14 protein-coding genes are annotated in these 14,825 nt (G+C 65.5%); 6 read left to right on the top strand and 8 right to left on the bottom strand.

Annotated elements, in window-relative coordinates:
• Nucleotides 1-114: 114 nt before the first annotated feature.
• The 4 genes from DUPY_RS28865 to DUPY_RS10135 all read right to left on the bottom strand — a co-directional run bounded on the left by DUPY_RS28865 (nt 115) and on the right by DUPY_RS10135 (nt 3,517).
• Nucleotides 115-270, bottom strand: coding sequence for a hypothetical protein (locus DUPY_RS28865; RefSeq protein ID WP_229255317.1), 156 nt, complete (start codon nt 268-270; stop codon nt 115-117).
• Nucleotides 271-1,533: a tetratricopeptide repeat protein gene (locus tag DUPY_RS10145; protein WP_229255316.1), complete on the bottom strand. Its 1,263-nt coding sequence runs from the start codon at nt 1,531-1,533 to the stop codon at nt 271-273.
• Between the two features lie 111 nt (nt 1,534-1,644).
• The gene (locus tag DUPY_RS10140) at nt 1,645-2,262 is read right to left on the bottom strand and encodes a 3'-5' exonuclease (protein WP_070247714.1); all 618 of its coding nucleotides are present in this window, start codon (nt 2,260-2,262) and stop codon (nt 1,645-1,647) included.
• Entirely contained in the window at nt 2,255-3,517 is a 1,263-nt protein-coding gene (locus DUPY_RS10135; RefSeq protein WP_070247713.1) for an Hsp70 family protein, read from the bottom strand. Before DUPY_RS10135 ends, DUPY_RS10140 begins: the two co-directional genes overlap by 8 nt.
• A 246-nt stretch (nt 3,518-3,763) precedes the next feature.
• Here DUPY_RS10135 and DUPY_RS10130 point away from each other — a divergent pair, with 246 nt between their 5' ends.
• The 5 genes from DUPY_RS10130 to DUPY_RS10110 all read left to right on the top strand — a co-directional run bounded on the left by DUPY_RS10130 (nt 3,764) and on the right by DUPY_RS10110 (nt 11,069).
• Nucleotides 3,764-4,894, top strand: a complete 1,131-nt coding sequence (locus DUPY_RS10130; RefSeq protein WP_070247782.1) for a LacI family DNA-binding transcriptional regulator — start codon at nt 3,764-3,766, stop codon at nt 4,892-4,894.
• A gap of 3 nt (nt 4,895-4,897) precedes the next feature.
• The gene (locus tag DUPY_RS10125) at nt 4,898-7,087 is read left to right on the top strand and encodes an ATP-dependent helicase (RefSeq protein WP_070247712.1); all 2,190 of its coding nucleotides are present in this window, start codon (nt 4,898-4,900) and stop codon (nt 7,085-7,087) included.
• A gap of 115 nt (nt 7,088-7,202) precedes the next feature.
• Nucleotides 7,203-7,733, top strand: a complete 531-nt coding sequence (gene pal / locus DUPY_RS10120; protein WP_070247711.1) for a peptidoglycan-associated lipoprotein Pal — start codon at nt 7,203-7,205, stop codon at nt 7,731-7,733.
• Between the two features lie 190 nt (nt 7,734-7,923).
• Nucleotides 7,924-8,658: a hypothetical protein gene (locus tag DUPY_RS10115; protein ID WP_070247710.1), complete on the top strand. Its 735-nt coding sequence runs from the start codon at nt 7,924-7,926 to the stop codon at nt 8,656-8,658.
• Complete coding sequence (locus DUPY_RS10110; RefSeq protein ID WP_070247709.1) at nt 8,655-11,069, top strand: hypothetical protein; 2,415 nt, start codon at nt 8,655-8,657, stop codon at nt 11,067-11,069. Before DUPY_RS10115 ends, DUPY_RS10110 begins: the two co-directional genes overlap by 4 nt.
• Nucleotides 11,070-11,106: 37 nt before the next feature.
• Here the strand turns inward: DUPY_RS10110 and DUPY_RS10105 are convergent, their stop codons facing one another.
• From DUPY_RS10105 to DUPY_RS10095, 3 genes are all read right to left on the bottom strand, one after another.
• Nucleotides 11,107-11,565, bottom strand: coding sequence for an FKBP-type peptidyl-prolyl cis-trans isomerase (locus tag DUPY_RS10105; protein ID WP_070247708.1), 459 nt, complete (start codon nt 11,563-11,565; stop codon nt 11,107-11,109).
• A gap of 102 nt (nt 11,566-11,667) precedes the next feature.
• A complete protein-coding gene (locus tag DUPY_RS10100; RefSeq protein WP_070247707.1) occupies nt 11,668-11,895 on the bottom strand; it encodes a hypothetical protein in 228 nt (75 codons plus the stop codon).
• A 46-nt stretch (nt 11,896-11,941) separates the two neighbouring features.
• Nucleotides 11,942-13,390 carry a SulP family inorganic anion transporter gene (locus tag DUPY_RS10095; protein WP_070247706.1) on the bottom strand — a complete coding sequence of 483 codons (1,449 nt, stop codon included), beginning with the start codon at nt 13,388-13,390 and terminating at the stop codon, nt 11,942-11,944.
• A 204-nt stretch (nt 13,391-13,594) separates the two neighbouring features.
• Between DUPY_RS10095 and DUPY_RS10090 the strand changes: the two genes are divergently transcribed.
• Nucleotides 13,595-13,819: a hypothetical protein gene (locus DUPY_RS10090; RefSeq protein WP_070247705.1), complete on the top strand. Its 225-nt coding sequence runs from the start codon at nt 13,595-13,597 to the stop codon at nt 13,817-13,819.
• A gap of 15 nt (nt 13,820-13,834) precedes the next feature.
• On the opposite strand, the gene DUPY_RS10085 is transcribed toward DUPY_RS10090, so the two are convergent.
• Entirely contained in the window at nt 13,835-14,617 is a 783-nt protein-coding gene (locus tag DUPY_RS10085; RefSeq protein WP_070247704.1) for a Crp/Fnr family transcriptional regulator, read from the bottom strand.
• Nucleotides 14,618-14,825 lie beyond the last annotated feature (208 nt).

Here is a 14,825-nt window from a genome sequence, read left to right as displayed (position 1 = left end):
ACCCATTGTAGCGCCTGGACGATGCATCATGGCAATAGTTACTGTGATGGGCGCGAATTTGCGACGGCGGACGTCAATTGTGTCGCAAATTGGTTCGCGCTGTCACAGATGCTTTCAGGTCGATAGCAGCGCGCGGCCATTCTGAACGCGCAACCGCCAGCGCAGCAGCAGTTCCTGGGCCCGCGCCATGGCCGGCGCGCTCATGGCCGGAGCCAGGACGGCGCAATTGGCAATTGCCGCCGCTTCGCCTTTTTCGGCGGCCAGGCACATTCACATGAAAGCGCGCGCCGGATCGCGCTGCACGCCTCGGCCCCCGCCATACATGGCGCCCAGGTTGATCTGCGCCAGCGCGTGGCCCTGGCGGGCAGCGCGGGCGTACCATTGGGCAGCGCGGCGGTCGTCGGCGGGAACGCCGCAGCCGTTGGCGTACATCACGCCCAGGTTGTTCTGGGCGCTGGCGTCGCCCTGGACGGCGGCGCGGCGGTACCAGAGCACGGCCTGCGCGGCGTCGCGCGCCGTGCCCTGGCCGTTGGCGTACATCACCGCCACGTTGAACTGGGCGCTGGCCGCGCCCTGCTCCGCCGCCCGCCGGTACCAGCCCAGTGCGCGCACATCGTCGCGCGGCGCGCCACGGCCGCGCGCGTACATCCCGGCCAGGTTGTACTGGGCCAGCACGTGGCCCGACTGCGCAGCGCGGCAGTACCAGGAAAACGCCAGTTCGTCGTCGCGCATGACGCCGCCAGCGGGGTCGCCCCCCTTGCCAACGCGGCCATTGGCCAGCAGGATGCCGAGGTTGAACTGGGCGTCGGCATCTTCCTGTTCGGCGGCGCGCAGCAGCCAGGCAAAGGCGCGCTGCGGGTCGGCCGCCACGCCCTGGCCTTCGGCATAGGCCACCCCCACCAGGCGCTGCGCCACCGCATCGTTGTGGGCGGCTGCCTGGCGCAGCCAGGCCAGCGCCAAGTGGTCGCAGCGCGCCACGCCCTGGCCCCGCTTGTACATCAAGCCGAGATTGCGCTGGGCGCCGGCATGGTTTTGCAGCGCCGCCTTGCGCAACCAGGCCAGCGCCAGCGCGTCGTTGCGGCGCACGCCGACGCCGCGCGCATAGGCCAGACCGAGGAAGGCCTGGGCGCTGGCCACGCCCTGTTCGGACGCCAGGAAGCACCACGACAGCGCAGTTTCGTCGTTGCGCGGCACGCCGCGTCCCTGCTTGTACATCAGCGCCAGGTTTTGCTGGGCCGCGGCCTCGCCCTGGCCGGCCGCGCTGCGAAACCACCTGACCGCCGCGCGGTCGCTGGGCGGCACGCCACGGCCGTTGTAGTACAGCACCCCGAGATGGTTCTGGGCGAAGGCCAGCCCTTGCTGGGCAGCCTTGTGGATCCAGTGCGCGGCCTGGCGGTCGTCGCGCGCCACGCCGCGGCCATGCTTGTAGAGCAGGCCGAGATTGAACTGGGCGTAGGGATTGCCACGCTCGGCGGCGGACCGATACCACAGGTAACTGTCGTAGCCATCCCTGGCCGAGCGCTGGTTGTTCATGGTACACCTCTAGTCAGTTTGGCAACTTAATTGACTAAAGTGTAAAACCCGCCCGAGTCCGGCGTTTGCGCGGAGTCAAACGCGTCCGGGACGGTTGGCGCTAAGACGCGTCTAGCGCGGGTGTTTCAGCAGGAACTGGTGCACCTTGGCCGCCGCCAGCTTGTTGACCGACACCAGCAGCGCCGGGTCGACTGCGGCGATGCCGTACGTGGCGCCAATATGCTTGCCGATATGGATCAGCACCTGCGCCGCCACCTCGGCATCGGACTCGGCCCGGTGGGCTGCGCTCCTGAAGCGTATCCCGAGCTGGCCCGACAGTTGCCCCAGCTTGTAGCTGGGCAGTTGCGGAAACACCCGGCGCGACAGTTTTAGCGAGCACACCAGCGACTGGTGGCGCGCCTGCAGGTCCAGGCGCGCGGCCTCGGCCAGCAGGAATTTCTCGTCGAAGCTGGCGTTATGGGCCGACAGCGCGTCGCTGCCGATAAACTCGAGCAGCTCCGGCAGCACCTGGCGCACCGGCGGCGCACTGTCCACCATGGCCTGGGTAATGCCGGTCAGGCCGGTGATGAACGACGGAATGCGCACATTGCAGTTGACCAGCGAGACGTAACGCTCGACCACCTCGCCGCCGACGATGCGCAGCGCGGCTACCTCGGTAATGCGATCTCCCATCACCGGCGAGAGGCCGGTGGTCTCGAAGTCGAGCATGACGATCGGTTGATCAAGCATGGGCGCCGCCGAACTTGCGCACCGCGTCGAGCGCCAGGCCGGCGCCGATGCTGCCGAACAGGTCGCCCTCGACCTTGCGCGCGGCCGGCACCAGCGCCGCAATCCGCTCGCGCAACATGCGCACACCGCTCGAACCACCGGTAAAGAACACGGTATCGACCTGGTCGGGCGTGACGCCGGCGTCGCGCAGCAGGTCGAGCACGGTGGTTTCCACCGAACCGACCAGGTGGCTGATGGAATCGTCAAAACGGCTGCGGTCGAGTTCCAGCGTGACCGGCGGGCTCAGGCGGTCGAGTTCCAGCAGGTGCTGCTCGGCGCCGGACAGCGCGATCTTGCCTTCTTCCGACTTCATCGCCAGCCAGTGGCCGGCGCGGTCGTCGATCAGCCGCTGCAGGCGGCCCAGCTTTTCCTGCTCGGCCGAATCGCGCAGCAGGTCGGCCAGTTGGGTCCACATCTTCTTGGTGTAGGCCTGGTTGATGGTATGCCAGGTGGCCAGGTTGAAAAAATAGCTCGATGGCACTTCGCTGCCGTTGCGCAGCTTGCTGCCAAAGCCCAGCAGCGGCATCACCGCCGCCAGGCTCAGGTATTTATCGAAATCGGTGCCGCCGATGTGGACGCCGCCATTGGCCAGGATGTCGTCGCGCCGCTCGGCTTTTTTGGCGCGGTCCGGTGACAGGCGCACCAGCGAAAAGTCGGAGGTACCGCCGCCGATGTCGGCGATCAGCACCAGTTCCTCGCGGTCAATCTGCGACTCGTAATCGAAAGCGGCGGCGATCGGCTCGAACTGGAAGGCGATGTCGGTAAAGCCGACCGAGCGGGCAATCTCGGCCAGCGTGTCTTCGGCCAATTGATCGTTGGCGGCGCTGTCGTCGATGAAGTGCACCGGGCGGCCGAACACGGCGGAATGGAACTGGCGGCCGGCGGCGCGCTCGGCGCGGTGCTTGAGCTCGCCGATAAACTGCGCCAGCAACATGCGGAACGGCAGCGCGCGGCCACCGACCTCGGTCTGGCCGTCGATCAGGCTGGTGCCGAGCAGGCTCTTGAGCGAGCGCATCAGGCGGCCCTCGTAACCGGCCAGGTAGTCGGCCAGCGCTGCGCGCCCGAACTTGACTTCTTCCTCGTCGGCGTTGAAGAACACGACCGACGGCAAGGTAGTTTTGCCGTCTTCCAGGCCCAGCATTACAGGGTGGCCGGGCCGTACCCAGCCCACCGTGGAATTTGACGTTCCGAAATCGACGCCGCATGCGTTGGCCATGTCGCCCCTTCAACTGATAAAGGGGCGATATGCTACCAGAAAATGCGCAGCCAGCCGCCGCTGGCCCTAAAAATCGCATCGATGCGACAGTATGCGTCGGAATACGTAGGTAGTTTCCACATGGAAATCGCCTTAAATCGCAATTCATATTGCCTATGGGAAATTTCTTGATTATGCTCATGGCAATACAACCGCTGGTGTCGCCAGGCGTGCCAGGTGCGCGCCTCGCACCTCAACAACGAGACGATGACCAAACCAAAGCCGTGCGTGGAAGCTGCCGCCCTCGCCCACAAAGCCGTGATCGCCCGCGAGGCGCGCCGCGTGACCTCGTACGACGTGGCGCTGGTGGCCGGCGTGTCGCAGTCGGCGGTGTCGCGCTGCTTCCAGGCCGGCGCCAGCGTCTCCGAGACCACGCTGGCCCGGGTGATGAAGGCCGCCGGCCTGCTCGACTATATTCCCAACGCCGCCGCCCGCAGCCTGATCACGCGGCGCTCGAATATCGTGGCCGTGCTGATCGCCAGCCAGGCCAACCTGCACTACCCGGAACTGCTCGGTGAATTAAGCCAGCAAATGGGCGCGCGCGGCAAGCGCGTGCTGCTGTTCATGCTGCCCAGGGAAACCGACGTCGAGCGCGTATTGTCCGAGGTGTGGCAGTACCAGGTCGACGGCGTGATCGCCGCCGCCCACCTCTCGTCCGGGCACATCGCCGAATTCGAGCGGCGCCAGATGCCGCTGGTGCTGTTCAACCGCACCGTGCGCGAGCGCCCCGTCCACACCGTCACCTGCGACCACCGCGAGGCCGGCCGCATGCTGGTGTCGCGCCTGGCCGCCGCCGGCCACCGCCGCTTCGGCATCATTGCCGGCCTGGAGGACTCCACGGTCGCCAACGAGCGCCGGCGCGGCGCCTGCGAGCGGCTGGCCGAACTGGGCCTGCCACCGCCGGTGGTGGTGCCGGGCCAGTCCGACTACCCGAGCGGCGCGGCCGGCCTGCGCGCCATCATCAGCGCCATGGGCGCGGTGCCCGATGCGATCATCTGCGGCAGCGACGTGATGGCCATCGGTTGCCTCGATTGCGCGCGCCACGAGCTGGGCATCGACGTGCCGCGCCAGTTGTCGGTGGCCGGCTTCGACGCGGTCGAGCCATCCAACTGGCTCAGCTACAACCTCACCACCCTGCGCCAGCCGATGCCGAGGATGGCGCAGGCCGCCGCCGAATTGCTGTGCGCCGTCATCGACAACAATCATCCCGCCGCCACGCCGGACCGCCGCGTGTTCAGCGCCCAGTTCATCGAGGGCGCCACCGCGCGCCTGGAGCCGGTCTTCAGCACAATCACCGGCGCCACCCCGGGCCTGGCCGCGCCGGTCGCTATAATGTAGCGGATGAACGCTACCCAGTTGCCACAACCGCAAAACCAACCCCGCTTCACGCCGCGCGGCCTGATCCCCACACCGGAGCAGCGCGCCATCCAGCTGTCGCAAAACAAGGTCACCCTGGTAGACGCCAACGCTGGCGCGGCCAAGACCACCACGCTGGCGCTGCGCATCGGCGAAGCGCTGGCGCGCAAGCTGCCGCCCGAACAGATCCTGGCCCTGACCTTTACGCCCGAAGCGCGCGACGTCATGCGCCAGCGCCTGCTGGACGTGGGCGTGCCCGCCACGCTGGCCGACCGCGTTGACGTGCTGACGTTCGAAGACTTCAGCGCGCGCCAGCTCGACACCATCGACGGCGACGGCCTGCGCACCTGCACCGAGCCGCGCCAGCTGAAGCAACTGGCGCTGGCCGCCATGGACCGCGTGGGCGAGCGCTACGCCGGCCGCGTCGACAGCCTGGAACTGCATACCCACAGCATCGCCGTCAGCCAGTTCCTGGAAACGCAACTGACGCTCAAGGCCACCATGGCGCTCGACGCCGACGTCGAATTCATGGACGTCGAGGAAGCTGCCGAGCAGCTGGGCGTGCCGGTGGCCGACTATCTGACCACGCTCGAATACGAAGCGCTGCGCCTCGATGGCGGCGCCGGTGCCCTGCTGCGCGGCCCGTTCGACGCTACCTACGACCTGGCCTGTAACCTGGTCGGCGGCGCGCGCCTGGCCGAACAGTTCCCCGACTACCGGCTGGTGCTGTGCGACGAACTGCATGACCTGAACGAAGCGGCGTTCCGCATCCTCGAAGCACTGATCGACCGCCCGCAATGCTATTTCGTCGGCGCCGGCGACAAGGACCAGGTGATTTACGCCAGGCTGGGCGCCAGCGACACCTTTTTGAACCAGCGGTTCGACCAGCGTTTTCCCAAGCTGGTGCGCCTGCCGCTCACGTACAGCTACCGCCACGGTCCGCACCTGGCCTACGCCATGGCCGCGTTCAAGGACAAGCCCGTGGAATCGAGCCTGGCGCTGCGCACCGAGATCAGCCAGCCCCACTACGACGACGCCGCCCACTGCGCGCGCCAGGTGGTGGCAGCGGTCCAACGCTGGAAGGCAGATGGTCATCCGTTCGACAGCTGCGCCATCCTGATCCGCGACCGCCACCAGTCGGTGGCCATCGAAAACGCCCTGATCGAAGCCGACATCGATTACCGCACCCCGGCCATGGCCGGCTATCTGCAGCGCGACGAAATCCTGTTCTTGCGCGGCATGCTGGCGATTGCCCTGCGTGATTTTCGCGCCGTCAAGTCGGAGCAGGTGCGCGGCGCGGTGGTCGATGCGCTGGTGGCGTTTTCCGAAATGGCCTTCAGCGCGCGCCGCATTGACCACTTCAAGACCCAGATCGCCAAGTCGCCCGACCTGCTGGGTGAACTGTTTTTGATCGAGGACGAATACCGCGACGGCGTCGAGACCAGCTGGCGCGACGTCGCCAGCGTGACCACCAAGCGCGCCGTGATCGACGCCATCGCCTGGCTGTCCACGCTGGACCCGGCCACACCGGCCGCCCTGGTCCTTACCGAATTGTGCGAGCGGGTGCAACTGGTAGCGGCGGCGCGCCGCATCTTCGTGCGGCCTTACGACGCCGGCGTGGTCAACAAATCGGTGGACGGCTTGCTGGCCTGGGCATCGGCGTCCGGGCTGGGATTGGCCGACTTCTGGGCCGCGATGAACGCGCGCGAAGCATTCGTGCGCCGCAAGCGCGCGCCCAAGGCGGTGCTCATCGAGCGCGTGGCCGATGCCAAGGGCAAGGAATTCGACCACGTGATCGTGCCGTATCTGCAGGCCGACGAGTTTCCGCATCCGCAGCAACCGCGCCGCGACGAGGAAAACCTGTTCTACGTGGCAGCCACCCGCGCACGATTGAAACTGACCTTGTTGTCGCCATCCGACAACGGCGCCCGCAGTGCGTTCCTGGCCCGCCTGCGCTTGCCGCAGTGCAATACGGCCGCCGACGCCGCGATTACGCGCAACCATGAGCAGCAAGCCGCTGCCGCTGCGGCTCCCGGCCGTCACTACCTGACAGCCAGTTACCAGGAGAAGGATGCGGTGAAAGCGCTGGGCGCGCAGTTCGACAGGGCGCGCCGCGCGTGGTACGTCGAAAGGGGGACCGATTTGGCTCCCTTCGCGCCATGGATCAAAAAATAATGCAGCGCGCCAATTATAACCAGAGAAACCCTTATATAATATCGGTCGCGGCTGGCTTGACAGCCTCACACCCTTTAGTGTGCCCCACAACATAATTCGAATCGGGAGTATATCGATGAAAGCAAATACCAACATCCTGCTGGCAGCCTGCACCGTAGCCCTGCTGAGCGCCTGCTCGACTCCAGCACCTGCACCAGCGCCAGCACCTGAGCCAGTCAAAGCTGCTCCAGCACCGACCCCGGCACCAGCGCCAGTCGCAGCACCGGTACAAGCGCCACTGGCCGCCTACCTGGATCCGAACAGCTCGATCTACAAGAACCGTAGCGTCTACTTCGATTTCGACAAGTACACCGTCAAGCCAGAGTTCGACGGCCTGGTTGCCGACCACGGTAAATTCCTGGCTTCCAACCCGAACGTGTCGGTCAAGGTCGAAGGTAACACCGATGACCGCGGCAGCGCCGAGTACAACCTGGCCCTGGGCCAGAAGCGCGCCCAGGCACTGGTCACCGCCCTGAAAGTTCAAGGCGCGAAAGACACCCAGATGGAAGCCATCAGCTACGGCAAGGAAAAGCCAAAAGCCACCGGTTCCGATGACGAATCGCGCGCCCAGAACCGCCGCGACGACATCGTCTACCCAAGCAAGTAATTCTGTCGCGTCAGCGCAGAACGATAAAACGCCCGGCCTTTGCGCCGGGCGTTTTTGTTTGCGGCCGGCGCCTGAGGACAAATAAGCCATTTTGTTTATTTGATAAACATCGGTAGAATGGCGCACCGAGTTTGTGCGTAACCGTCCGATGTCGTTGTTCCCCCGAATTGCTGCACTGATCCCAATTCTGATGCTGGCCTGCCCAGGCACCAGCGCTACGGCGCTGGCACCCGCGCCGGCATCGGCGCCTGCCGTGGCCTGGCTGTGGGACAGCGCCGTGCTGCCGTCATGGTCCACCGCCGAGGCGGCGGTGCTGCAACGCCACATCCTGCTCACCGGCCCGTCGGCCCGCACCCGTCCGCGCGCGCACTGGCCGCTCATGCCTTCGACCACCCGCGTCACGCCGGTGCTGCACGTGGAGGTCAGCACCGTCAATGCGCCGGTTGCCATCGACACCCGCGCCGACATGATCGTGCGCGCCATGGTGGAAGCGGCGCAGGCCAGCACCTCGGGCTGGGTGCAACTCGATATGGAGGCCAAGCCGTCACAGCGCGCGTTCTACCGCGCGCTGGTGGCGCGGGTGCGCGCCGAACTGCCGCCCCAAATCAGACTGAGTGTGACCGCGCTGGCCTGGTGGTGCCGCGCGCCCGCCTGGCTCGACGGCCTGGCCGCCGACGAAGTGGTGCCCATGTTCTTCCGCATGGGCCGCGACAATGCACAGATGCGCCACATCGTCGAGCACACGCCGCAGTTGCTGCACGCCAGTTGCCGGCAGGGCAGCGCCGGTTTCGCGCCGCAGGAACCGTTCGCACCGCAGGTGATTGCCCGCTACCGCAAGACTTACTGGTTCGACCGCTACGCGTGGAAACGCAGCGCCTCGGCCACCGCCCCTATTTCCCCGACTGTTCCAGGAACCATGCCATGAAACGCCCGCTGCTCACCCTCGCCACACTCCTGATGCTCACTGGCGGCCACGCCGTTGCCAGTGGCGGCGGCGACGATCCGACCGACGAATTCGTCAATCGTTCACGCACCGACGTCGCGCTGGGCCGCTACCAGGCCGGCCACCTGGGCGTGGTCCTTCCCTCCTATGTGCGCAGCAACCTGTTTACCGCGTGGCGCGCCGTCATGCTGGGCGCGCCGGGACTGCGCGCGGCGCCCAATGCGGCCGGCGGCCTGGCCCTGGTCGAAGAGCGCCGCAGTGGCGGCTGGCAGGATCAGCAGAAAGGGGGCGACATCTACAAGGCCTGGCGCGCCGCCGTGCGCGGCGCCCTCAAGCGGGAAATGGAACCGGCGCCCGATGCCGATCCGCTCGTCAACAGCTACCTGAACTGTCCGGTGGCCAGCTATCAATTCGCCACGCACACGCTGGGCGACCTGTCCGCGCGCGCGGACGCCACGCCGGCGCGATTGGCGGCGTGGGTGGCCACCCAGCGCGAAGTCTTCAAGGCCTGCGGCGACGATCCCCTCGACCGCAAGAATGCCTACCAGCAAACCAGGAAGTCGGTCCAACCGGCGCCGCTGGCAGCGGCCGAGCCGCTGTTCTGGCGCCAGGTGCAGGAATACCAGCTGGGGTCGGCCGCGTTCTACAGCGAAGACTACGCGCGCAGCACGGCGCTGTTCGACAAGATAGGCGCCACCGAAGGCCATCCAATGCGGGCCTGGGGCGACTACCTGGCGCTGCGTTCGCAGGGCCGCGCCGCGCTGTACGTGCCGGGCACGCCCGACGAACGCTGGCGCGCGCGCGAGGCGCAGGCAAAAGAAAGTCCGGCGGACCAGGCCGCGCGCCAGGCACGCCAGCAACAGGCATTGGCCGACGTCGAGGCACGCGTGGGCCGCATCGTGGCCAATCCGGCGCTGGCCGCGCGCCACGGCGACAGCCGCGCCATCGGCCGCATCCTGCAGGCCAGGTTTACGCCGGTCGAGCGCTACGCCGAGGTGAGCAGGCTGCTCGACGACCCGCGCAATGACCCGTACCTCGACGACCGCCTGGGCGACTGGCTGGCGCTGGCCGACCGCCTGGCCGAGACGCCAGCGGCGACGCCGGCACGGCCGGCTCAACGCCCGGCATCGTCCCTGGTCGACTGGGTGATGACGGTGCAGCAGTGCGCACCCTACTACCCGGACGACAACAGCGAGTACGCCACCAAGGTGGCAGAGACTTGTGCGCCATCGCGCACGCATGCGCACGAACGGTGGCGGCATTACGCAAAAGCAGGCAATGCCGCCCAGGCGCGCGCCTGGCTGTTCGCCTCTGCCATGATCAGCGGCAAACTGGCGCCGGAGATGGAACAGGCCCTCCTGCAAGTGGCGCCCTCCGCGCCCGAGTATCTGACGGTGCGCTACGCGCTGGCGCGTCATTACCGCCTGGCCGGACAAGCAGAGAAAGCCCGCGCACTCGGCGAGGCAGAGTTGACCGGCGCACTGCTGTCGTCCACCGCCTCGGACTCGGCGCGCAACCTGTTCCTGCAGGAGCGCTTTGCGGTGGCCACGTCGCTCACCGACGCAGCCCGCTACCTGCTGCGCAGCCGAGGCTACAAGGTGGACAGCGACACCGGCGAACCGGCAGCGGTGCAAGATCCCTACACCGTGGCACGCGGACGGCTGGCAGCCGACGGCAAGCGCTGGCTCAATGCCGGACTGGCGGCCAGCGACCTGCTGACATTGGCGGCGGACCGCCAGTTGCCGGCGGAGGAGCGCGGACGTATCGCCCTGATCGCGCTGATGCGCTTCGACATGACCGGCCAGTACCAGGCAGCGGTGAAAGCGACGCAACTGGTGGAGGCCAATGCGCCCGAACTGGCGCCGGTAATGAAGCGCTACCGGGAACTGACGCCAAACGCGGAGCGCCACCACTGGCTGCTGCTTACCGCCCTCAAATATGGTTTCAGCCCGATGCGCAATACCTGGGCGCTGCCGGTGCCGTACGTGCCACGCGCGGTCGAGGAAACCAGGGCCGACATGTGGTGCAAGATGCCGTCCAGCGGCGAGAAGGAATACCAGGAAAATGGCTGGTCGGGGCAATCGGTGTGGGTGGAGCAGGCGCCGACGATGCCGCAGGTGGCGGGGGTAGATGCCGCCCGTCGCAAGGCCGAACTGGCACAACTGGGCGCCCTGAAAACCGCCACCGGCTACCTGGGCGACCACGTGCTGCAAAGAGTGGCGGCGAAACCGAAAGACGCCGACCTGCCATGGCTGCTGCACGTCGTGGTGCGCTCCACGCGCGGCGGTTGCCTCGACGACGACGCCAAGGCGTTGTCTAAAAAGGCATACACCACGCTGCACAAACGCTACGGCAACAGCGAATGGGCGAAGAAGACGCCCTATTTCTACTGATGCCGTAGTGCTTACGCCATCAGCGCTTTTAGCGCACTTAGCGCACTTCCACCAGTTCGATGTCGAAGACGAGGTTGGAGTTGGGCGGGATCGCGCTGTTCCCTTGGGCGCCATAGCCCATGCTGGCCGGGATCAGCACCGTGCGCTTCCCGCCCACTTGCATGCCGGTCACGCCTTGGTCGAATCCCTTGATCACAGAGCCGCTGTCCAACACGAAAGAAAACGCCGCCTTGCCGACCGAGGAATCGAACTGCACGCCCTTTTTGGATGGCGCGGCGGCATCGTACAGCCAGCCGGTGTATTGCACCGAGACGGTTTTGCCAGCAATAGCCGGCGCACCGGTGCCGACCACGTTATCGATCTTCTGCAGCACGATGGTGTCGGCGACCGGAGGCACCACCGGTTGCACCGGCGCAGCAGTATCGCCGCCACCGCCACCGCAACCAGACAGGGCCAGCGTCAATCCCAGCGCGCAAGACGAAAACAGGTATCTCATAGAACTCTTTCTCAATGATGGTGAACACAAATTTCACAAATCCGGCAAAATGCGCTGGCAGCATACAGTAACAATGCCTTTGTGACCATCATTTAAAAGACGCTATTTGAGGATGACTTTACGGACGAATTCGATCGCGGCGAGGGCGAAGAAGGTGTAGGCGCACCAGGGGATCAGGTAGCCGGGGATGAACGAGGGTCGCATGGCGCCCAGCGCGGTAAAGGCTGCGCCGAAGGCAAAGGCGGCTGCCAGTACCCATTCCTTTTGTTTGGAAAACAGCCCGACGCAGGTGATGGTGCCGGCCAGGCTGATGATGGTTGCTATCTGCATTGGAGAGTGCTCTTCTGTCAAGGATGGGCAGAATACCACGAACACTTCATGCGGTCACCGATACGCCGGCCCGCACCAGCAACTGTTCGCAGCGCTGCGACAGGTGCTGCACTTGCAGGCGCTTGCCGGCGCGTGCATACCGCTCGCTCAGGGCGGCCACCGCCACCACTGCCGAATGATCGGCCAGGCGCAGGTGGCGGCAGTCGAGCACCACCTGTTGCGGATCATCCTGCGGCACGAACAGGTCGTTGAAATGGGCGATCGAGGCAAAGAACAGTGTGCCGTGCGGCGTGTAGTGCTTGACGCCGTCGGCGTCCACCATCGCTTCGCACCGCACCTCGCGCGCGTGGCGCCAGGCGAAACTGAGTGCGGCGATCACAATCCCGCACAGCACCGCCACCGCCAGGTCGGTCGCCACGGTAATGCAGGTAACGACCACGATCAGCAGCGCGTCGTGGCGCGGCACCTTGCCCAGCACTTGCAGCGAACTCCAGGCAAAGGTCTGCTGGGCGACGACAAACATCACGCCCACCAGGGCAGCCAGTGGAATACGCTCGATCAGCGGCGACAGGAACAGCACGAACAGCAAAATCATGATGCCGGCCACCGCACCCGACACCCGGGTGCGGCCGCCGGAACCGAGGTTGATCATGGTCTGGCCGATCATGGCGCAACCGCCCATGCCGCCGAACAGGCCGGAGGCGACGTTGGCCGCACCCAGCGCCACGCATTCGCGGTTGGGCAGGCCGCGGGTTTCGGTGATTTCATCGGTGAGGTTAAAGGTGAGCAGCGTTTCGAGCAGCCCCACCACCGCCATCAGCAGTGCATACGGCAGCACGATGCGCAAGGTCTCCATGGTGAACGGCAACTGCGGAATGCTGAACGACGGCAGACCGCCGGCGATGGTGGCCATGTCGCCCAGCGTGCGCACCGGCAGATGCAGCAGTTCCGACAGCAACCCCACGCCCACGATGGCCACCAGCGCCGGCGGCACCGCCCTGGTCAGGCGCGGCAGCAGGTACACGATGGCCATGGTCAACGCCACCAGCCCGCCCATCCACCACATCGCCGCACCCGCCAGCCAGCCGCCGTCAACCCGAAAATGCTGCAATTGCGACCAGGCGATCACGATCGCCAGGCCGTTGACGAAACCAAGCATCACCGGGTGCGGCACCATGCTGACCAGTTTGCCGAGCCGCAGCAGGCCGAACAGCAGCATGATCACGCCGCTGAGCACTACCGTGGCCAGGAAATACTGCAAGCCATGCTGTGCCACCAGCGCCACGATCACCACTGCCATCGAGCCGGCAGCGCCCGAAATCATGCCCGGGCGGCCACCAAACATCGCGGTGATGGTGCAAATGAAGAAGGCGCCATACAGCCCTACCAGGGGATTCAAGTGCGCAACCAGCGCAAACGCGATGCATTCAGGAACCAGTGCAAACGACGTGGTGAGGCCCGCCAGGGCATTTTTAGTGAAATTGGTGGACCACATATCGGTTTCGGAAGAAGAGTATTCGGGACGAGCGGCGCGCAAAAAAATAGCTGCAGAGCATCATTGATGCGCTGCAGCAGGGGTATTTTACACGGAGGAGACAGGTTACCGCAGTGATTGGGTGAACTGGCGCACATTCAAAACCGGTCGCGACAGGCAAAATGGCTTTGCTTTCCAACCAACAACTGCCAAGCCGAGCCCACCATGACCACGATGATGAATGCCACCCGCGCCCTGAACCGTCAAAAAATCGCTGTCGAGAGAACGCTGTATGCACGCTCGGCAGAGGAATCGCAACTGGCAGCGCGTTGGGCCGCCGCCTGGCACAAGCTGGTCCAGCGCAAACTGGACAACATGGCCACCCGCTCTGCCCCTCGGGTGGACTTCAGCGGATTCCTGGTGAATCCGCCGTCCCGCGTACTGCATTAATTTCCCGGCTATTCTTCAAGCAGCACGCTGTTCCATGCCGGCCGCCTTGTTGCGGCCGCCTTGGTAGCAGCTGCCTGCGCGCGCTTCCATCCCCGCACGATCAAGTACCGTAACGCAACCACGGCGGTAGGAAATCAAGCCTTCGTCGGCCAGCTTGCCAGCCGCGCCGGTCACGCTTTCGCGACGCACGCCCAGCATGTTGGCGATCATTTCCTGGGTCACTTTCAATTCATTGCCCATCGAGCGGTCCAGGCGTTCGAGCAACCAGCGGCACAGCTTTTGCTCGATACTGGTGTGACGGCTGCCGGCCACGCTTTGCGCCAGCTGGGCGAACATGGCGCTGGTGTAACGCATCAGTTGCTGGGCCAACGGGCCGCCGGCGTAGAACACGTCGCGCAGCACGTCGGTGCGCAGGCGGTAGCCGTAACCGGCAGCCTCCACCACGGCCGAGTAAGAAGCACGCTCGGTCGGGTACAGTGCCACGCCTACCACACCTTCGCGGCCTACCACGGCGATCTCGGTGGTGGCGCCGTCTTCCATCACGTATTGCAGCGAGATGATGGCGTTGGTCGGGAAGTAGGTGTACTCGACCTTGTCGCCGAAGTCGAACAGGTGCTTACCGGCAGGCAACGCAACCAGTTCCAGCTCGCTGAACAGCGCCAGCAGATCGTCGCGCGACAGGGCGCGCAGCAGATCGTTCTGCTGCGCGCCGATCAGGCTGATCTGCGAACCGGCGCTGCTGTTGCCTGCGATGGCGTTGGCAGCGGCGGTTGCGGAAGTGGTGTGGTATGCGTTCATGGTGTCTGCCTCTTGGTGTGTGGTCTTGGTGGCTGATGTATCAAACTTGGGTATCGCTCACCGTTGATGACACTATATCTAGCAGACCGATCTACCGGTATAGGACCGGCGTGTAGGCCAATGTAGGCTGCAAGCAAGAAGAAATGTGGGCCTTGTCCTACGTTGGCATCATGACACTGTGCAGTCGCGCACCGAACTGCGCATGAAC

It is taken from the genome of Duganella phyllosphaerae, assembly GCF_001758785.1.
Lineage (GTDB): Bacteria > Pseudomonadota > Gammaproteobacteria > Burkholderiales > Burkholderiaceae_D > Rugamonas > Rugamonas phyllosphaerae.
The sequence above is the reverse complement of the archived record's forward strand: the minus strand, read 5'-3'. Positions and strand labels throughout refer to the sequence as shown.